At 61.8% G+C, this 19,378-nt stretch carries 14 protein-coding genes; 8 read left to right on the top strand and 6 right to left on the bottom strand.

The features are described from left to right. Positions 1-76 precede the first annotated feature (76 nt). The 8 genes from LGH70_RS03380 (at position 77) to LGH70_RS03345 (ending at position 10,078) form a co-directional block, all read left to right on the top strand. The gene (locus LGH70_RS03380; protein ID WP_226182713.1) at positions 77-2,185 is read left to right on the top strand and encodes a bifunctional aldolase/short-chain dehydrogenase; all 2,109 of its coding nucleotides are present in this window, start codon (positions 77-79) and stop codon (positions 2,183-2,185) included. A gap of 354 nt (positions 2,186-2,539) precedes the next feature. Then, positions 2,540-3,550 carry a GntR family transcriptional regulator gene (locus tag LGH70_RS03375; protein WP_226182711.1) on the top strand — a complete coding sequence of 337 codons (1,011 nt, stop codon included), beginning with the start codon at positions 2,540-2,542 and terminating at the stop codon, positions 3,548-3,550. A 129-nt stretch (positions 3,551-3,679) separates the two neighbouring features. Then, entirely contained in the window at positions 3,680-4,105 is a 426-nt protein-coding gene (locus LGH70_RS03370) for an Imm7 family immunity protein (protein WP_226182709.1), read from the top strand. 169 nt (positions 4,106-4,274) lie between these two features. Continuing rightward, on the top strand, positions 4,275-5,555 hold the full coding sequence (locus LGH70_RS03365; protein WP_226182707.1) for a sugar isomerase: 1,281 nt from the start codon (positions 4,275-4,277) through the stop codon (positions 5,553-5,555). Beyond that, complete coding sequence (locus LGH70_RS03360) at positions 5,552-6,892, top strand: FGGY-family carbohydrate kinase (RefSeq protein WP_226182705.1); 1,341 nt, start codon at positions 5,552-5,554, stop codon at positions 6,890-6,892. Before LGH70_RS03365 ends, LGH70_RS03360 begins: the two co-directional genes overlap by 4 nt. Before the next feature lie 163 nt (positions 6,893-7,055). Next, the gene (locus tag LGH70_RS03355) at positions 7,056-7,799 is read left to right on the top strand and encodes a (Fe-S)-binding protein (RefSeq protein ID WP_226182703.1); all 744 of its coding nucleotides are present in this window, start codon (positions 7,056-7,058) and stop codon (positions 7,797-7,799) included. 84 nt (positions 7,800-7,883) lie between these two features. Then, a complete protein-coding gene (locus tag LGH70_RS03350) occupies positions 7,884-9,251 on the top strand; it encodes a lactate utilization protein B (RefSeq protein WP_226182701.1) in 1,368 nt (455 codons plus the stop codon). Between the two features lie 260 nt (positions 9,252-9,511). After that, positions 9,512-10,078, top strand: coding sequence for a LutC/YkgG family protein (locus tag LGH70_RS03345; RefSeq protein ID WP_226182699.1), 567 nt, complete (start codon positions 9,512-9,514; stop codon positions 10,076-10,078). Between the two features lie 2 nt (positions 10,079-10,080). Here the strand turns inward: LGH70_RS03345 and LGH70_RS03340 are convergent, their stop codons facing one another. The 6 genes from LGH70_RS03340 to LGH70_RS03315 all read right to left on the bottom strand — a co-directional run bounded on the left by LGH70_RS03340 (position 10,081) and on the right by LGH70_RS03315 (position 18,986). After that, positions 10,081-10,563 (bottom strand): hypothetical protein, encoded by a 483-nt coding sequence (locus tag LGH70_RS03340; protein WP_226182697.1) that lies wholly within the window; start codon positions 10,561-10,563, stop codon positions 10,081-10,083. Positions 10,564-10,959: 396 nt separating this feature from the next. Continuing rightward, a complete protein-coding gene (locus LGH70_RS03335) occupies positions 10,960-12,501 on the bottom strand; it encodes a sialate O-acetylesterase (RefSeq protein WP_226182695.1) in 1,542 nt (513 codons plus the stop codon). 389 nt (positions 12,502-12,890) lie between these two features. Further along, on the bottom strand, positions 12,891-13,364 hold the full coding sequence (locus LGH70_RS03330) for a carboxypeptidase-like regulatory domain-containing protein (protein WP_226182693.1): 474 nt from the start codon (positions 13,362-13,364) through the stop codon (positions 12,891-12,893). A gap of 270 nt (positions 13,365-13,634) precedes the next feature. After that, positions 13,635-14,849, bottom strand: coding sequence for an acetate/propionate family kinase (locus LGH70_RS03325; RefSeq protein ID WP_226182691.1), 1,215 nt, complete (start codon positions 14,847-14,849; stop codon positions 13,635-13,637). 274 nt (positions 14,850-15,123) lie between these two features. Continuing rightward, complete coding sequence (pta, locus tag LGH70_RS03320; protein WP_226182688.1) at positions 15,124-17,217, bottom strand: phosphate acetyltransferase; 2,094 nt, start codon at positions 17,215-17,217, stop codon at positions 15,124-15,126. A gap of 77 nt (positions 17,218-17,294) precedes the next feature. Next, positions 17,295-18,986 (bottom strand): OmpA family protein, encoded by a 1,692-nt coding sequence (locus LGH70_RS03315; RefSeq protein ID WP_226182686.1) that lies wholly within the window; start codon positions 18,984-18,986, stop codon positions 17,295-17,297. Positions 18,987-19,378 lie beyond the last annotated feature (392 nt).

The following is a 19,378-nucleotide window of genomic DNA, read 5'->3' as shown; positions in this document are numbered from 1 at the left end:
CGCCCCGGCAGCCCGCGTAATTTGTTGACAAGCAAACCTTATCTGTATTTCAGCCCCACACAACCGAAGCGCCATCATGGAAAAAACGCTGACCTTTCAACACGTTAGTTACCTCTGGGACGAAGCCAAGGCGCTGGAGCTGGGCGGCGACGAAGTAGCCCTGTTTCTATACCGCTCCAACCTGCTCGGCGCCGACCTGCGCCTGACCAACTACGCCGGGGGCAACACCAGCTGCAAAATCACCGCCGCCGACCCGGTGAGCGGCCAACCGGCCGAGGTAATGTGGGTGAAAGGCTCCGGCGGCGACATTGGCACGCTCACCAAAGCCGGCTGCGCCAATCTCTACGTAGCAAAGCTCCACCAGCTCAAGCAGCGCTACCGCGGCCTGCAGCACGAAGACGAAATGGTAGCCTTGTTCGAGTACTGCCTCTTCGACCCCAAGTGCGCCACGCCTTCCATTGATACCCCGCTGCACGGCCTGCTGCCCTTCCGGCACATCGACCACCTTCACCCCGACGCCCTGATTGCCATTGCCGCCAGCAAGGACGGCGAGCAGATCATGAAGGAAATCTGGGGCGACTCCATAGCCTGGCTACCCTGGCAGAAACCCGGCTTCGATTTGGGTTTGCAGCTGGAAAAAGTGGTGAGCGAAAACCCCGGCCTGCGCGGCGTGATTCTGGGCGGCCACGGCCTGTTCACCTGGGGCGACACCAGCTACGAATCCTATATCAACACGCTGGAAGTCATTGAAATGGCCGCCGCGTATCTGGAGGCCAACTACGGCAAACACAAGCCCGTGTTTGGCGGCGTGAAGCTCGAAAACGGCCCCAATGCCGAAACGCGGAAGCAGCAGGCTGCCGAGGTGATGCCCATTCTGCGGGGGCTGGCGTCGGGCCAGCGCCGCATGGTGGGCCACTACACCGACGACGAGCGGGTGCTGGAATTCGTAAATTCGCACGATCTGGCCCGCCTGGCCCAGAAAGGCACCTCCTGCCCCGACCACTTTCTGCGCACCAAAATCCGCCCGCTGGTGCTCGATGAAGCCGTGATGCGCCAGCCACTCGCGGCTGTGCAGGAGTATTTACAGGAACAGTTTGCCGCCTACCGCCAGGACTACGCCGCTTACTACGAGCGCAGCAAGCACGGCAACTCTCCCGCCATGCGCGACCCCAACCCGGTGGTGATTCTGTGGCCTGGCGTGGGCATGTTCTCCTTCGCCAAAGACAAGCAGACCGCCCGCGTGGCCGCCGAGTTCTACACCAACGCCATCAACGTGATGAAGGGCGCCGAGGCGGTGAGCGAGTACACCGGTTTGGCCGAGCAGGAAGCCTTCAACATCGAGTACTGGCTGCTGGAAGAAGCCAAGCTGCAGCGCATGCCCAAACCCAAAAGCCTGTCGGGCCAGGTGGCCTACGTGACGGGCGGTACCGGCGGCATCGGCCTGGCCATCTGCGAAGTACTACTGCAAAACGGGGCCGTGGTAGTGGCCACCGACCGGGACCGGCTGGACGAAACCCAGACCACGCTGCGCAAGCGCTACGGCCAGGACAACGCCCTGACTGCCCCCATCGATGTGACCAATGACCAGGCCATTGCCGACTCGTTCCGGGCCACTGTGCTGCAGTTCGGCGGCGTGGATATCGTGGTAAACTGCGCGGGCCTGAGCATCAGCAAGCCCCTAAGTGAAACCACCCAGGCCGACTGGGACATCCTCAATGACGTGCTGGTGAAGGGCCAGTTTCTGGTAACCCAGCAGGCCGTGGAGATTCTGCGCAAGCAAGGTCTGGGCGGCGACGTGGTGAACATTGCCAGCAAAAACGGTCTGGTGGCCGGGCCCAACAACGTGGCCTACGGCACGGCCAAAGCCGCCCAGTTGCACATGTCGCGCCTGTTGGCCGCCGAGCTGGGCGCCGACAAAATCCGCGTCAATACTGTGAACCCCGACGCGGTGCTGCGAGGCTCCAAAATCTGGGAAAGCGGCTGGGCCGAAGGCCGCGCCAAGGCCTACGGCGTGAGCGTGGAAGAGCTGCCGGCCCACTACGCCAAGCGCACCTTGCTGGGCGAGGAAGTCCTGGCTGAGGACATTGCCAAAGCCGTGCTGGTGTTTGTGGACGGCTCCCTGAGCAAGAGCACCGGCAACGTGCTTAACGTGGATGGTGGCGTAGCCATGGCCTTCGTGCGCTAAGCCCGGCCGCTAGCCCAAAACACCCCTGGCAAGACCTGGCAGGCCGATTTTCGGATTGGTTTGCCAGGTTTTTTGCTGACCGGAAAATTTCGGCAATTCGCTAACTTTAGACTAGTCAACTTTCTGACTTTCAATTCGCTGTTCGTTAGTAAATCGATTGTTTAATGTTCTATACCCCGTTTGCCGGCGGAGCAGCGCCGGTTCGGGCTTTGCCAATCCGCGCTTTATCCGTTATCATGACCTTTTCTTTCCCACCCCCGCCCGCCTGCCGTCATGCTAGTCAACTCAGATTACCGGAACCGGAATACGGCCTCGGGCGCGCAGGACCGCCAGCGTGACTCTGCCTCCCCCGGAATGTATACTCTCCAACTGAAGCCCCAGGACAAGACCCCAAAGTACAAGCAGATTGTGCAGTCGGTCATCATGGACATTGAGCGCGGCATCCTGCGCAACGGCGACCAGCTCCCTTCTATTTCCGAGCTCAGTGTGGAGCATTACCTGGCCCGCGACACGGTGGAAAAGGCCTACCGCGAGCTGCGCGAGCGGGGCTTTATTACTTCGGTGCAGGGCAAGGGGTACTACGTGCAGACCAAAGACACGGGCAAGCTCAAAATCCTGCTGGTGTTCAACAAGCTGAGCTCCTACAAGAAAATCATCTACTACGCCTTTCTGGAAGCCCTCGGCGACCAGGCCACCGTCGATTTGCAGATTCACCACTACAACGTGAATCTGTTCCAGGAAATCATCGATAAGAGCCTGGGCAAGTACAACTACTACGTGGTGATGCCCCACTTCACGTTGGACACGCCTAAGGCCACCTACCAGGCCATTCTGAACACGATTCCGAGCCAGGAGTTGGTGCTGCTGGACCGCGACGTGCCCGAGCTGCAGCACGACTGCCTGCGCGTATTCCAGGACTTCGACAAGGACATTTTCAACGCCCTGGAAAACGCCCAGGACCTGCTGGCCAAATACTCGCGCCTCGTCCTTATTCTGCCCAGTGACGCCAACCACCCCGAGGAATTGCCCTGGGGCTTCCGCTCCTTCTGCCTGATTCATAACAAGGCCTTCGCCGTGGTCGAAAATGCCATGAGCGAGGTGCTCGAAACCGGCACGGCCTACGTCGTCATCCGGGAAACCGACTTGGTGGAATTGGTCAAGAAAATCCGCCAGACCAGCTACCTGCTGGGCCGGGAAGTGGGCATCATCTCCTTCAACGAAACCCCGCTCAAGGAACTGCTCAACATGACCGTCATCACCACCGACTTTGAGGCCATGGGCAAAACCGCCGCCACCAAGCTGCTGGAAAAGCACCGCGGCAAAGTCCGGAACCCATTTTATACGATTCGCCGCGGGTCGTTGTAGCGGTGTAGTCTGTCATCCTGAACGCAGTGAAGGACCTTCCTCCTCTACCCCACTGAGGCCAATACTATGTGCAAAGCCCTTTACTTCTCAAGCGGTAAAGGGCTTTGCACCTCTAAAGCAAGTTAAAACATGGTCGAAATACACGGCTGGATTACTTTACGCTACAGCGACTATCATGGCGAAGAAGCTCCTCAACGGGAATTCGTAGCCAGGTTTAAGCAGTACTTAGAGCAGACCGGCATCTGGCCTGGCTTTGCCCACCTGTGCCAGCTCACGGTTTACAATGGTATGGAGTGTTTTACCATTACAGCCCAGCACAATCATCCCGGCCAGCCTTTTTATCCCCTGGAAATTTTCACCTGGGTAGCCCAGGAGTCGACGGGCAGCTACGGACTCTTGCACTTCCATGACCACGAGGACCCGGCTTTGCACAACGAGTTTCAGGTGTATGTGCTGAAGCGCGGAAAGCTCATCAAGGCCGCCGATACGTTTTTATCCCCCTATTTTGAGGAAGTTGAGCGGGAGTATGATGAGCTAGACCCTCCGCGGGATTAAAGCAGCACTAGTTGGGGCTCGACCAAAATAAAACCACCCGATACAGGAGAGTTCAGAACAGTTTGAGCAACCTCGGACCGCTAATTTGCCCCTGTTAAAGCCCGGGCCCTATGCCTGGCTCCCGATACGCCGCCAGCTGTATTCCCTGGACCTCCAACCCCGCTTGCCCATGCTTACCGCCCAACGCCTCCACGACCTGAACCAGCCTCTGCTGGCCGAGCATCAGCTGCAGTTTTCCTACCTGGCCGATTTGCTGAGTCGGCGCCACCAGGACGCGCAGGAAGTGGTGCGGGAGCTAATCAAGTTTCAGGTGGCCATTCCGAGCTGGGCCCTGGGTACCGGCGGCACCCGCTTCGGGCGTTACCCCCTGGGTGGGGAGCCGCGCAACCTGGAGGAAAAGCTCGGCGACGTGGGCCTGCTGCATAAGCTCAACGGCTCGTCTAACTCGATTTCCCTGCACATTCCCTGGGACATTCCGCAGGACATTGCCGGCCTGGAACAGCTCCAGAAAGAGTACGGCCTGGTCATCGACTCGGTGAATTCCAACACCTTCCAGGACCAGCCGGGCCAGGCGTTTTCCTACAAGTTCGGTTCCCTCAGCCATACCGAGCAGGCCGTGCGCCAGCAGGCCGTGCAGCACAACATCGACTGCATCAGCTACGGCCGGCAGCTGGGCGCCCGCACCCTGACCGTATGGCTGGCCGACGGCTCCAACTTCCCCGGCCAGCAGCACCTGCGCCGCGCCTATCTGCGCACCCAGGAGTCGTTGGCGGGCATCTACGAGGCCATGCCTTCCGATTGGCAGATGCTCATCGAGTACAAGCCCTACGAGCCCCACTTCTACTCCATGGTCATTCCCGACTGGGGCACCTCCTACTCCTTGTGTCAGTCGCTGGGTAAAAACGCCAACGTGCTGGTCGATTTGGGCCACCACCTGCCTAACACCAACATCGAGCAGATTGTGGGCCGCTTGCAGCAGTTTGGGCGCCTGGGAGGCTTCCACTTCAACGGCTCGATGTACGGCGACGACGACCTGACCACCGGCAGCATCAAGCCCTTCCAGCTCTTTTTGATCTTCAACGAGCTGGTCGATGCCGCCCGAGACGCCGCCGTTACCAACCCGCTGGTGGCCTACATGATTGACGCCAGCCACAACACCAAGGACCCGCTGGAAGACCTGCTCCAGTCCGTCGAAAACATCCTCGGGGCCTATGCCAAAGCCCTGCTCGTGGACCGCGAAGCCCTGTACGAAGCCCAGGAAAGCAACGACGCCGCCCGGGCCGAGGAAATTCTGCGTGACGCGTTTCTGCTCGACGTGCGCCCCTTAGTAGCCGAGGCCTACCGCCAGAGCGGCGGGGCTCTGAAACCCGTGCAGGCCTACCGGGCCGCCGGGGTGCGCGAGCAGCTCATCCAGCAGCGGGGCAAACGCAGCGTATCGACCGGACTATGAAAAAGGGCATGAAGAAGTCGATTTACGCCGTGTTCGACATCGGCAAGACCAATAAGAAACTCATCCTTTTCGACGAGCAGCAGCAGATCATCGACGAGCAGCTCCACGTCTGCACCGACGTGCTCGACGACGACGGCTTCGACTGCGACCATCTGCCCCGCCTCACCGAGTGGGTGCTCCGCCACTGGCAGGACCTGCGCCAAAGCCCGCACTATACCGTCAAGGGCGTCAACTTCACCGCCTACGGAGCCAGCTTCGTGCATTTGGGCGCCGACGGCCAGCCTGTGGCCCCGCTTTACAACTACCTCAAGCCCATTCCCGACGAAATCCAGCAGCAGTTCTACGCCGAGCTAGGCCAGTCGCCCGATGAATTCGCCGCCGATACCTGCTCGCCCCAGCTCGGTATGCTCAATTCCGGTTTGCAGCTTTATTGGCTCAAATACGCCAAACCCGAGCTCTACGCCCGGATTCATACCTCGCTGCATTTGCCCAACTACCTCTCCTATCTGCTCACGGGCGAGAAGTTCAGCGACTATACCTCCGTGGGCTGCCACACGGCCCTCTGGGACTACCAGCGCCGCCAGTACCACGACTGGGTCCGGCGCGAGGGCATCGACGAAAAGCTCGCTCCCCTGACCAAAGACTCCATTGCCAGCGTCGTGGACGGGATTATGGTGGGCGTGGGCCTGCACGACAGCACGTCGGCCGTGATGCCCTACCTGGCCGAAAACGACGAGCCCTTCGTACTCATTTCGACCGGCACCTGGTCGGTTACCATCAACCCGTTCAACAGCCAGCCGCTCACCCCCGAGCTGCTCCGTCGCGACTGCCTGAGCTTCCTGACGCCCCGGGGCGAGGCCACCCGCGCCTCCCGCGTTTTCCTGGGCCGGGAGCACGACTACCAGGTGGAGCGCATCGCCGCTTTCTTCCACGTCAAGCCCGATTTCTACCGCTCTATCGTGCTGGCCCGTCCCTACGACGAAACCTCGACCCTGTTCACGCCCGCCTGCATGGCCGGTACCGGCCCCTTCCCCGACCAGCCCGCCGCCGACTGGGACCTGTCCGGTTTCCGCTCCGCCTCCGATGCCTACCAGCACCTGATGCACGGCCTGATCAACATCCTGCTCGAATCCATTCACCTGGTCTGGCAGGGCGAGAAAACCATCTTCGTCGACGGCGGCTTTGCCCGCAACCCGCTCTTCATGCAAACCCTGAGCTGGAACTTCCCCAAAGCCGAAATCCGCACCCTGGAAGTTCCCCAAGCCACCGCGCTGGGCGCTTTAGTGCATTTAGAGCAAGGCGAAGCTTGGAAGAAAACCCAGTTGCTGTTCACCTAAGAACGATGTAGAGACGCATACTTGCGTCTCGTCGTTGAACGGCTAAGGGATGCGCCGTTGCAACGAGTATCGTTCAACGACGAGACGCAAGTATGCGTCTCTACATCCCCTCCACGATTTGCCGAAGGCAAAACACCTGCGCCCAACAATCAACCATCACCAAATGCGCGTCGCCCTCTTCATTCCCTGCTACGTCGACCAGTTCTACCCGCAGGTGGGCATTGCATCCTTACAGCTCCTGCAAAAACTCGGCGTCACGGCCCACTTTCCGGCCCAGCAAACCTGCTGCGGCCAGCCCCTAGCCAACAGCGGCTGCGAGCGGGACGCGCTGCCCATCTACCGCCACTTCGTCGCCACCTTCCAGTGCTACGACTACATCGTGGCCCCCTCCGGCAGCTGCGTCTATCACGTGCGCAAGCACTTCGACAAGCTGGAGCAAACCCCCGAGGTGCAGAAAGTGCGCGCCGCCACCTACGACCTCATCGACTTTATCACCCAGGTCCTCGGCGTCACGGAGCTGCCCGGCGCGTTTCCCCACAAAGTGGGCCTGCACCTGAGCTGCCACGGCCAGCGTGGCCTGCACCAGGCCAACGAGTCGGAACTAACACCGGTGCGCGACGGGCAGCTGCGCCGCCTCCTCAGCTCGTTGGACGGCATTGAACTCACCGAGCTGGACCGCAACGACGAATGCTGCGGCTTCGGCGGCACCTTCTGCGTGTCGGAAGAAGCCATTTCGGCCCGCATGGGCCAGGACCGCGTCCAGGACCACCTGCGCAACGGCACCACCGTCCTCACCGGCGGCGACATGTCGTGCCTGATGCACCTGCAAGGCATCGTCCGCCGCCGCCAGCTGCCCATGCAGGTCCTGCACGCAGTGGAGATTCTTAATGGGGAGATGGTGAAATAGGGAGTTGTCATTGCGAGGCCGAAGCACCCGAAGGACACGAGCATTAGTACATCAGCACATTCCCCACATTCGCATATTAACCGCATGACCCACGCCCTTCGCGCCTCCACCTTCGTAGCCGATGCCGAGCGCACCAGCTGGCACGACGAAACTCTGTGGTTTGTGCGCCAGAAGCGCGACAAGGCCGTGTACGCCGTGCCCGAGTTTCAGGAGCTGCGCGAACTAGCTTCCCAAATCAAGGAACACACCCTGAGCCGGCTGGATGAGTACCTCATGCAGTTTGAGGCCAAGGCCCAGCGCAACGGCGTGCAGGTACACTGGGCCGCCAATGCCCAGGAGCACAACGATATTGTCCTCGATATTATCCGCCGGCACGGGGCTACGCGCGTGGTCAAGAGCAAATCCATGCTCACCGAGGAGTGCCACCTGAATCCGCACCTTACGGGGCACGGCATTGAGGTTATTGATACCGACTTGGGGGAGCGAATCATTCAGCTGCGCGAGGAAGCACCCAGCCACTTGGTGCTGCCCGCCATTCATTTGAAAAAGGAGGACGTCAGTGACACCTTCCATTTGCACCTGGGCACCGAAAAAGGCAACCACGACCCGCAGCAGCTCACCGAAGCCGCCCGCCAGCATTTGCGGGCCAAGTTTCTGGCCGCCGAAGTGGCTATTTCGGGCGTCAACTTCGCCGTGGCCGAAACCGGCGGCGTGGTTATCTGCACCAACGAAGGCAACGCGGACCTGGGCGTGAACCTGGCCCGGGTCCACATTGCCTGCATGGGCCTCGAAAAGCTGGTACCCCGCCTCACCGACCTGGGCGTGTTTACCCGCTTGCTGGCCCGCAGCGCCACCGGCCAGCCCGTGACGACCTACACCTCGCACTACACTAAACCGGCGGCGGGCAAGGAGCTACACCTCGTCATAGTCGACAACGGCCGCACCCAGCAGCTGGGCCGCCCCGACTTCCGGGCCTCGCTCAAGTGCATTCGGTGCGGGGCCTGCATGAACACTTGCCCGGTGTACCGGCGCAGCGGCGGCCACAGCTACGACTTCACCGTGCCCGGCCCCATCGGCGCTATTCTGTCGCCCAACATCGACCTGAAAAAGCACAGCTCTCTGCCCTTTGCCAGCACGCTTTGCGGCTCCTGCACGGATGTGTGCCCAGTTAAAATCGACATTCACACCCAGCTCTACAAGTGGCGGCAGGTGCTGGCCGAGGCCGGCGAAATTCCGGCCGCCAAGAAGTGGAGCCTGCAGTTTATGGGTCGCCTGCTGGCCAGCCCCACCGCCTTCGGAATCGGGGGCCGCGTGGCCCGCACCGGCCTGCGCCTGCTGCCCTACCGGCTTACCCACTCAAAGACCTTCAACGCCTGGGCCGTGGCCCGGGAGCTGCCCGAGCCGCCAAAGCAAAGCTTCCGCGAATGGTACCGGGAAACGGGGAAGGTCTAATGTGCTACTGTGGGAAATGTGGTCGAATGTGAGAAATGTGTCATTGCGAGGAGGCATGACGAAGCACTCCGTCCGCTGCGCAGGCAGTCACGCTCTTTTACCAGAAAGCTTCTTGTCGTTGCTAAGTGGGAAATGGGTTTTTACCTAAGAAAACCTCGCACATTTCAGAGGACCGAGTAGCTATCCTGCGGGTGCGACGCTTTGCTCGCAATGACACATTTTTCACATTTCACACATTGACACATCAGCACATTAACAAAGTGACTTCTTCCCGCGAAAACATACTAGCCGCCGCCCAAGCCAACAAGCCAGCCGAAACGCCGTTGCCCACGGTGCCTGACTTTGGCGGCGACGCCTCGGTGGAGCGTTTTACGCAGGTGTTGGCCGGTATTGGGGGCCGGGCGGTGTGGGTGCAGCGTCCGCAACCGCTGGAGCCCGTGCTGGCGCAGCTGTTTCCCGAGGCCCGCCGCATTGCCTCTCCCCTGCTTGCGGGAGCTGTTGATATAAATGCGCAAACGCCCACCGCCTTGCTGGCCGAAATAGACCTGGCCGTGTTGGAAGGCGAAATCGGGGTGGCCGAAAACGGGGCTATCTGGCTGCCCGAGGCCAACATGCTGCACCGCGCCCTGCCCACCGTTACCCAGCACCTGGTGCTGGTGCTCGACCACCGCTGCATTGTGGCCACCATGCACCAGGCCTATGCCCGGCTGCCCGGCACCGGCGGCTACGGGGCTTTCGTGGCCGGCCCGTCCAAAACGGCCGACATTGAGCAGTCCCTGGTTATCGGGGCCCACGGGGCGCGCAGCCTGGTGGTGTTGCTGTACTAGCGCTACTCTTTGGTGCCGGCTAGAGCGCCTGTGGGGTGCAGCTGCTGGTAGAGCATGTCGGCCGCCGCTTCCAGCAGGGGCAAATCGGTGGTGCGCTCCTGGCAGCGCTGCAAATCGTAGTGACACAGGGTGCCGAAAGGCTGGCCCTGGGCGTCGCGGATAAGCACGCCGCAATACGACGCCACCGGGGTTTCAATGCCGCGGGCCTGGGTATCGGTGGCGGCATCCAGGATTTCGACCGGGGCCTGTCCGCGGCCGACCAGGGAGCAGTAGGTAGCGGCCATGGGCGTATCTTCCCCCTGCTGCACACTCGGCTGATTCCGGTCGAACAACGCCTCATTGCGTAGCATACCGCCATCGAAGCGAAACAGGCCGGTGTAGCGGTGTGGTGTGCGGCTATTCAGATATTCGAGGGCCGCGGGTACGCCCCGCCGGTGGAGCACGTCCTTAAATGCGCTGATTTCGGGTAGCAGAATATTCTTCATAGAGGTGGATTTCACGGCTGCCCAAGGCCAGGTATTTTGCGGCAGGCCAAGCAGACAGCGCCAGTAGGCGGCATGCCCGATTGATTAAACTCCTGCCGCTTCCTGCCGCAGGCGGCTTCTGCCGGATTTGGTGCGTTGGTGCGGGCCTTTGCGGGGACTATACACCGCTACAACACCCAAACGTACGCTTTAAGTTACGGCGGTAGCAAATTTAGGCCATTGTTTGCCTGTGCTGGTCTTACCAAGGACGCCGATAAATGTCTTTCACCACCCCACTTCCTTATAACCGTTAGCAGATAAAAATACGCCGCACGCTACTGGATAGTAGCGTGCGGCGTATTTTTCCCGGAAGGGCCAATGCGGCAATGCGCACTCGTCTTGGTATAGTTGCGCTTTTTACAGCAGGCCCTGGGTTTTGAGCTTCCAGGCATCGGTGCGGAACGGGGAGGCGGGCAAACCGGCGCCGTTGTAGAAATTCGGGAAGGGAACTGCCCGCCAGGCAAAGCGCACGGCCAGGGGCTGCTTCACCTCATCATGCCAGACGACCACCGTATTGCCGTCGATGCGGGCCTGGGCGGGCCGGAATACGCTGTCGGGGCCGGCCACGGTAAACTCGCGCAGCAGGCCGTTTTGCTTTACCAAGCCGCCCTCGGTGTGCTCGAAGCTCAGGCGCACTTTATTACCGTCCTCCACCTTCATGCTTTGGTAGATGGGCCCCGAATACACAGTTTTCTTTGCGCCGTAGTCTTTGGCCAACGCCCACAAGGCCAGCCGCTGCCCCACCACCTGCTTGTTGCGCGGATGGATGTCGAGCGAGTCGCCCGCGTCCGTAATTACGGCCATGCCGGTACGGGGCACGGTTTGCATGGTCAGCAGCTGGGCCTCCCGGATTTCGGCGTTCTGGCTGCGGTGCGGGGCAATCTGCACGAAGTAAAACGGCATTTCGGGCTGCATCCAGGCCTGCCGCCAGCTCGAAATCAGGGCCGGAAACAGGCGACGGTACTGGTAGGCCCGCCCGGCGTTGTTTTCGCCCTGATACCAGATAACGCCCTTGAGCGTGTAGGGAATCAGGGGGGCAATCATGCCATTGTAGAGCTTGTAGGGCGACTGGTAGCTGGTGGCGTCCATGGGGGCCACGGGGGCCACGCGGGTGGTGCGGGGGTTGGCGGCGCGCTCCTTCTGGTACTCGGCCAGCTGCTTTTTGTAGGCGGCCTCATTCTGGGAGAAAGTACTCAGGGCCTGTTCGTAACGGTGCAGGATGGGCCGCAAATCCGGGTCCTGCTGCAACACCTCTTTCCGCGTCCAGGACTCGGCCGGCGTGCCGCCCCAGGTGGAGCTGATCAGGCCAATGGGCAGCTTGGTTTTCTCGTGAATCTGCTGGGCAAAGAAGTACGCTACGGCCGAGAATTCCCCCACCGTCTGGGGCGTGCACACGGCCCAGCTGCCCTTGGTGTCGTGCTGGGGCGTATCGGCCACCGTGTTCCTGACCGTAAACAGGCGGATGGCCGGGTAATTTGCCTTGGGCACCACCTCCGCTTCATTGTCGACGCCCGTGTGCCAGCTGCCGTTCGGCTTTTTGCTCACCGCAAAAGCCATGTTCGACTGCCCCGAGCACAGCCAGACTTCGCCGAGCAGCACATTGTTTATCGTGAGCTGGTTTTTGCCCTGCACCGTCAGGGTATACGGGCCGCCGGCCTTGCCCGTGGGCACGTGCACCATCCAGCCGCCCTGGGCGTCGGCGGTGGTTTTCAAAGGGGTTTTCTGCCAGCTCACGGTCACCGTCACGGCCTCCCCGGCCTCGGCCCAGCCCCAGAGGGCCACGTTGCTTTTCTGCTGGAGCACCATGTTGTCGGCTATCAAGGCGGGCAGCGTCACGTCGGCGCGGGCAGTGTGGGTCAGGCAGGCCAGGGCAAGAGTGGCAACAAGCGGGCGGAGCATAGACATAAATGAGCAGGGAGAAAGGTGGTTACAGCAGGGAGCAGGCAAAAACCAGGCAGCCGCACCCGCAATGGCAAATAATTCTCACCCCAATATCGGCACGAAATCCACTTCGCCGCGCTTCGCAGCCTGCACTTTTGTATTCGGGCGGCTCGCGCGGTCCTGCTGCCCGCTGTCGTCCGTTGGCGGGGGCGGCCGGGTCCCGGAGCCGGGCAAACCGAACTCGCGCGGGGCCGTGGCCCGGTCGTACACCGGCCATCGGCTACAGCCTTGGGCTGATTCTTCGGGAGTAAAAAGACGTCTGACTACCTAAGCGCATAGACTGCCCAGACACGAAAAAGCCCCCGAACCACTGCTGGCCGGAAGCTTTCTTTAGGTTTGACTATGGGTTAGGGGCGGCGCGCCGTCAGGCGTAGCGCTACGTTCACGCCGTTTTGCTCCCGAGGCTGGCTCAACATCACCACCTGCTCCTGGTAACCGGCGCAACCGATGGTCAGGCTGACGGGCGCGTTGTTGGGCAGGGCCAGGATAAAGTCGCCCTGGCGGTTGGTAACCGTGGTTTGGCGGCGGGTATTGGTCAGCCACACGGTGGCCCCGGGCAGCGGCATACCATCGGCCCCGGTAACCCAGCCCGAGAGCGTAACGGGGCTGTGGTCGTGCAGAATATCGGTGGTGGGCGCTATCAGCAGCGGGGCCAGCTTGGCGACCTTGCCCGTTTTGGGCGTGGCCGGGCGCTTTTTAGGGTGCTGAGCGGCCGGTTTGCCAGCAGTAGCCGGGCCAGTGGCAGCGGCAAAGCCGGTACCTGACGCAAGGGTAAGAGCGGCCACGAGGGCGAATGACAGAGCGGGACGGAAAGAAAGCATAGGAGTGGTGCGGGGCGTGAAAGGATGGAATGCACTCGCCCGAGCCAGCGGCTGGCCCGGGGAGTGCAACAAACCTATTCCGTACGGCCGAGCTACTCCCGGTTTTTTACCCAACGACTCTATGCACGATGCCAACGGCGGCAAACACTGGACGAACGAGTCTGGCACTTAGCCGGCATCAGCTTGTGCTCTGGGTATGGACCATGCTACCTTTTCCAAAGTAAAGCCTACGCCCTGAGCGCCTTGAACCAGCCGTGACAGCCACGCGCTTCAGCTGGCCGCAATCAGCTCGGCGCACTGCCGGGCAATTTCCAGCTCTTCGTTGGTTGGAATAATCAGGATGCGGGCCCGGGAGTCGGGCAGGCTCACGTCGCGCAGACCGGGCAGGCGCTGCTGGTTTTTGGCCTCGTCGAGCTGCAGTCCCAGGAAATCCATTTGCTGGCACACGCGGCTGCGCACCAGGGCATCGTTTTCGCCCACGCCTGCCGTAAACACAATGGCATCCAGGCCGTTGAGCACGGCAGCATAGGCCCCGATGTACTGGCGGATGCGGTAGGCGTACAGCGCGTAGCCTAGCTCGGCCCGCTCGTCGCCGGCGGCCAGGGCCTGCCCGATGTCGCGCATGTCGCTGAAGCCGGTAAGGCCCAGCATGCCGCTTTCCTTGTTCAGCAGCGCACTGACCTGCTCGGCCGAATAGCCCAGCGGCCCCAGCAGATGCAGCAGCACCGAAGGGTCCAGGTCGCCGGAGCGGGTGCCCATCACCAGGCCCGCCAGCGGCCCAAAGCCCATGGTCGTATCCAGGGCGCGGCCCCCGTGCACGGCGGCCATGCTGCACCCGTTGCCCAGGTGAATCGTGATGAGGCGGGCATCCGGCCGGCCCAGATAGGCCCCGGCCTGGGCCGCCACGTACTGGTGACTGGTACCGTGAAACCCGTATTTGCGGATGCGCTGCTCGGTGTACAGCTCCGTGGGCAGGGCGTAGCGGTAGGCATATTCGGGCAGGGTCTGGTGAAAAGCCGTGTCGAATACCGCCACCTGCCGGGCCTGTGGAAACAGCTGCTCGGCCACGTCGATGCCGAGCGAGTTGGCCGGGTTGTGCAGGGGGGCCAGGGCAAACAGGCTCTTTATTTCGGCTTTCACCTCCGGCGTGATGCGCGTAGTAGCCGCAAACTTCTCCCCGCCGTGTACTACCCGGTGGCCCACCACCGCAATTTCTCCGGGACTCTGAATCACCCTTTCCGCGCCTTCGGTCAGCAGCCGCACCACTTCCCGCAGCCCCGCCTCGTGGTTGGGCAGCGTCCGGCTCAGGCGCAGCTCGGTGGCGGGAGCCTCGGGGTTATTCAGGTCGAATACCTTGTGGGTGATGCTGCCCTGCTCCTGCCCGATGCGCTCCACCAGGCCGCTGCTCACCGGCCGCTCACTTGGCCAGCGGAAAAGTTGGTATTTGATGGAACTGCTACCGGAGTTGACGACAAAAATATTCATGCAGGAAAAGTAGGTCAGGAAAGAAAACAAACCGCCGTACAGCGGCGTGGCCGAAGCATTTCGCAGGCGGCAGTGGTCGGAAAATTAGAACACCATAAAAAGAACGTCATGCTGAGCTTGTCGAAGCATCTCTACCACTTCGTTGTGATGCCAACCAGTTAGCATTGCGGAGTGATGCTTCGACAAGCTCAGCATGACAGATGGTGTCGCAACATCAGCATGCACGAAGCCTCGCCATGACGGACAACAGTTGAGCACGAAACCGGCAGCAAATCTACCCCTGCTGACTTTGAATGGCGGTGATGACGACCGTATTGAACACGTCGTCCACAGTGCAGCCGCGGCTCAGGTCGTTTACCGGCTTGTTCAGGCCTTGCAGCACCGGGCCGATGGCCAGGGCCCCGGTTTCGCGCTGGACGGCTTTGTAGGTGTTGTTGCCCGTGTTCAGGTCCGGGAAAATCAGTACGCTGGCCTGGCCAGCCACTTCCGAGTCGGGCAGCTTTTGGCGGCCCACCAGCGGGTCCACGGCCGCGTCGTACTGAATGGGGCCTTCCACTTTCAGATCGGGCCGCTTCTGGCGCACCAACTCGGTGGCCTGCCGCACTTTTTCCACGTCGGCCCCCGCCCCGGAGGTGCCCGAGGAGTACGACAGCATGGCCACGCGGGGCTCGATACCAAAGGCGCGGCTGCTTTCGGCCGAAGAAATGGCAATTTCGGCCAGCTGCTCGGCCGTTGGGTTGGGGTTCACGGCGCAGTCGCCGAACACGGCCACCCGGTCGGGCAGGCACATGAAGAACACCGACGACACCACCGACACGCCGGGCCGGGTTTTGATGAACTGCAGGGCCGGCCGAATCGTGTGCTGGGTGGTGTGCACCGCCCCCGATACCATGCCGTCGGCGTGCCCTTTATACACCATCATCGAGCCGAAATAGGACACGTCGCGCAGCAGGTCGCGGGCCATGTCCTCGTTCACGCCCTTGTCCTTGCGCAGCTCATAAAACGTCTGCACGTAGTCGGCATAGTACTCCGAGTTCACCGGGTCGATGATGCGCACGTGGTCGGCGGAAAACCTCAGCCCCAGGCGCTTGACGGAGGCCAGCACTTCTGTAGGGTCGCCCAGAATGGTCAGGTCCACGATATCCTGGTGCAGCAGCAAAGCGGCGGCCCGCAGAATCCGGTCGTCGTTGCCTTCGGGCAGCACGATGTGGCGCCGTTGGCGCTTGGCCCACTGCATGAGCCGGTACTGGAACATGTGGGGCGTAATGCCCTCCGACTGGAATGTGGTGAGCTGCTGGGCCAGGGCCGGCACGTCGACGTAGCGTTCAAAAGTGCGGATAGCCAGCTGTACTTTCTTGGGATTGTCGGGCGAGATGCGCGACTTGACGGCCGCCAGCCGGGCGCTGGTTTCGAAGGTACCCATTGGTACGGCCAGGATGGGAATAACGGTTTGCAATCCGCGTAGCAAACGCAGAATAGGCTCTTCGGGCTCCCAGCCGGCGGTCAGGACCACGCCGGCCACCTTGGGGTAGCTGGCCGACAAGTTGGCCTGCACGGCGCAGATGACGATGTCGCCCCGGTCGCCGGGCGTGACGATGACCACGTTTTCCTTGAGGTAGTTCAGAAAGTTGGGCACGTTCATGGCCCCGGTCACGAAGTTGTCGACCTGGTTGCCCAGCAGCTCCTCACCGAAGAGCAGCCGCCCGCCCAGCGCCTCGTGAATCTCCTGCATGGTGGGGTTGAGCAGGGCTTTGTCCTCGGGAATGACGGACAGGATAACCTCGGCCGGCAGCTGGGCGCGGAGCAATTCCTGCACGTCGGCCACCTGCTCGGGCCGCACCTTGTTGGCCACCACGGTAAGCACCTGCACCTCCCGGGCCTCGAAGCCGCGCAGGGCCGTAAGCGTGTTGCTGATAATCTGGGCCGTGGTTTTGCCCTCGCCCGATACTACCAGCAGCACCGGCTCGCCCAGATTTTTGGCAATGGTCACGTTCAAATCAAATTCAAAAGCGGTGCCCTGGCCCACAAAATCAGTGCCCTCGACCACGATAAAATCGTGCTGCTCCTCCAGCTGCTTGTAGCGCCGGATGATGGTGTCAATCATCTCACCCTGCCGCTCGGTTTCAATCAGCCGCAATACCTCGGGCCCGGTGTAGGCAAACGTATCTTCGTAGGCGAGCGGCAGTTGAAAGTGGCGCAGCACGGTGTCGATGTGCGCGTCGTGCTTATCCTCGGGCCCCGGGGTAATGATGGGCTTGAAGTAGCCGACTTTCTGGGCTTTGCTGAGCAGCATATTCACGAGGCCCAGCGTTACGAGGGATTTACCGCTGTAGGGCTCGGCGGAGGCAATGAAGACGGTTTTGGTCATGGGTACGCTAACGTAGGGGAAGGCGCGGGTGTTGGCAGCTCCCACATTGGGCAACCTACCGCCGCAGCTGAACGGGGCTATTTGCCCGGGGTCCGCCGACTACCTGCTTTGCGCGGGGCAGCCGGCGTGGTCCGGGGAGCGGCTTTTTTGATGACCGTAGCTTTACGAGCCGGGCGCTTTTTCACCGCTGCTTTCTTCACCGGCAAGGCTTTTCCCGCCTTGGCTGGGGCCGCCAAGGTGGCGGCGGTAGGCTCGGGGCCGTATTTTACCTCGGCGGCGTTTTTCTCCTTGCTCACAAACAAGTCGAACTCCACGCGGCGGTTGCGCGCCCGGCCCGCTTCGGTGGTGTTGGGCGCAAGAGCATGGCGCGGGCCATAGCCGCGCATCTCAATCCGGTTTTCCGCGACGCCCTTGCCCAGCAGATAGGCCCGGGCCGCGGCGGCGCGCTCCCTGGACAAAGTCAGGTTGAAGGCCGCTGGCCCCTTGCTATCCGTGTGACCGGCAATGCTCAGCGAATAATCCGGGTACTCCGCCAGGATGGGCAGCAGCGCATCGAGCGTGGGATAGGACGAGGGCAGCAACGTGGCCCGGTTGAGCTCAAAGCGGATGGAACGAGTAGCCGCCTGCAGGCGCTGCCGGATTTCCTGTCTCAGCGCCGGGCAGCCTCCGTTGCTGGCGGGGCCAGCGCTGTTGGGGCAACGGTCGGCCGCGTTCAATACGCCGTCCCCATCCGTGTCGGGGTTGGGCGTATCGGCTGGTTTGGCGGGCTCCGCGGCATCGGGCACTGGGCAGCCGGTGAAGTCCACGCTCGTGCCGGGCGCCGTATCAGGGCACTTGTCTTCCTGGTCGGGTATGCCGTCGGCATCGGCGTCGGGGCAGCCGCTAAGCTCGCCCTTGCCGGCTACCTCGGGGCAGGTATCTTCCGCATCCACTATGCCGTCACCGTCTTTATCGGGGCAGCCGCGCGCCTCGGGCGAACCGGCCTCGGTGGCGCAGGCATCCAAGTAGTCCGGCACCTGGTCCTGGTCGCCATCAAGCGGGCAGCCCCGCTCGTCTACTTCCACCCCCGCCGGCGTATTCGGGCATTTATCGAGCTGGTCGGCCACGTCATCCTCGTCGGCATCAGGCGCCTGGCCCAGGTTGAAGGTCAGCCCGACGCTGTGCTGCAAAAACCGGTCGGCCCACTGGGGCGTGCTTGCTTCCTGGGTGCCGTCGAGGTTGGCATGCAGCGGCAAATGCTGGCCGGTTTGCACAAACAGGCTTACCGCCGGCCCCAGCCGCAAGCTAATGCCGGCCGCCCCGAACACATCCACGTAGCCTTTGTCCTGGTCGAGGCGGCGGCCTTCAAACTGCCCGGCTTTGTTGGTATACAGCCAGCCCGAGGCCGCCAGCAGGTAGGGCTGAATCCGGGCGTCTTCCTTAAGGGCCCACCCGTTGTTGAGGCGAAACTTCAGGCCCAGGTTAGCCCCGAACACCGTTGTGGTGAAATAAGTATCGGCACTGCGCCGCCCGGTTAGCTCCCCGTACAGGAGTTGCGTGGTCAGATCAAGCCCCCGGAACAAGTACTGATTGATGGTCAGACCCGGCGCCAGACGCGTATTATCCCATTTCCAGTAGTCGGACCCAAAGTCGCCCTGGTATTGCAGCCCGCTGGCTACCAGGCCCAAACCCGTGCGCCGTTCCGCCGTCTGGGCCGCGGCCGCGCGGCTGAGGGCCAGCAGCGCCACGAGCAGTATCAGCGGCTTATAGTTGCGTAGAATATGCTTCATCGGGGGCGAAGATAGGCCGACGAGCCCGAGCCCGCAGCGGCGGTACGAATTGTCCTGTCTGTGGCCGCAGACGGCTATAATGATACGCGTATTATACGGGAGCCGATGCATCCGGGGCACTAATTTCCTACCGAGCCCGGGGCCCCTGCACCCCCGCAGCCGCTAAGCGACGCTCCTGCTTATCTGATTTGCCCGGCGGCTATGGCTCTTGCCCACGGGCAGCGTGCGGGCCAGGTTTCCTTATCTCTCACTTTTACCCTGCCTTCATGGCCTCATTTTTACCGCGCTTCGCCGTAAGCGCCACGCTATTTCCAGGAATATATCAGCGCCCGGCGAGCTGCCGCCCAAGCCCCCGCCCGGCAGTGGAACAAGCGCTACGGCGGCAGTGGCGA

Origin of the sequence: Hymenobacter nitidus (assembly GCF_020447315.1) — a bacterium.
GTDB classification, from domain to species: Bacteria; Bacteroidota; Bacteroidia; order Cytophagales; family Hymenobacteraceae; genus Hymenobacter; species Hymenobacter nitidus.
Note: the sequence above shows the minus strand (reverse complement) of the source record. Positions and strands in the feature narration are given on the sequence as shown.

Excerpts from the sequence above, each read along its gene's own strand:
- LGH70_RS03325 (WP_226182691.1), bottom strand. The coding sequence starts at position 14,849 with ATGAATATTTTTGTCGTCAACTCCGGTAGCAGTTCCATCAAATACCAA.
- pta (WP_226182688.1), bottom strand. The coding sequence starts at position 17,217 with ATGACCAAAACCGTCTTCATTGCCTCCGCCGAGCCCTACAGCGGTAAA.
- LGH70_RS03380 (WP_226182713.1), top strand. The coding sequence starts at position 77 with ATGGAAAAAACGCTGACCTTTCAACACGTTAGTTACCTCTGGGACGAA.
- LGH70_RS03360 (WP_226182705.1), top strand. The coding sequence starts at position 5,552 with ATGAAAAAGGGCATGAAGAAGTCGATTTACGCCGTGTTCGACATCGGC.
- LGH70_RS03315 (WP_226182686.1), bottom strand. The coding sequence starts at position 18,986 with ATGAAGCATATTCTACGCAACTATAAGCCGCTGATACTGCTCGTGGCG.
- LGH70_RS03340 (WP_226182697.1), bottom strand. The coding sequence starts at position 10,563 with ATGAAGAATATTCTGCTACCCGAAATCAGCGCATTTAAGGACGTGCTC.
- LGH70_RS03370 (WP_226182709.1), top strand. The coding sequence starts at position 3,680 with ATGGTCGAAATACACGGCTGGATTACTTTACGCTACAGCGACTATCAT.
- LGH70_RS03330 (WP_226182693.1), bottom strand. The coding sequence starts at position 13,364 with ATGCTTTCTTTCCGTCCCGCTCTGTCATTCGCCCTCGTGGCCGCTCTT.
- LGH70_RS03355 (WP_226182703.1), top strand. The coding sequence starts at position 7,056 with ATGCGCGTCGCCCTCTTCATTCCCTGCTACGTCGACCAGTTCTACCCG.
- LGH70_RS03375 (WP_226182711.1), top strand. The coding sequence starts at position 2,540 with ATGTATACTCTCCAACTGAAGCCCCAGGACAAGACCCCAAAGTACAAG.
- LGH70_RS03365 (WP_226182707.1), top strand. The coding sequence starts at position 4,275 with ATGCTTACCGCCCAACGCCTCCACGACCTGAACCAGCCTCTGCTGGCC.
- LGH70_RS03350 (WP_226182701.1), top strand. The coding sequence starts at position 7,884 with ATGACCCACGCCCTTCGCGCCTCCACCTTCGTAGCCGATGCCGAGCGC.
- LGH70_RS03335 (WP_226182695.1), bottom strand. The coding sequence starts at position 12,501 with ATGCTCCGCCCGCTTGTTGCCACTCTTGCCCTGGCCTGCCTGACCCAC.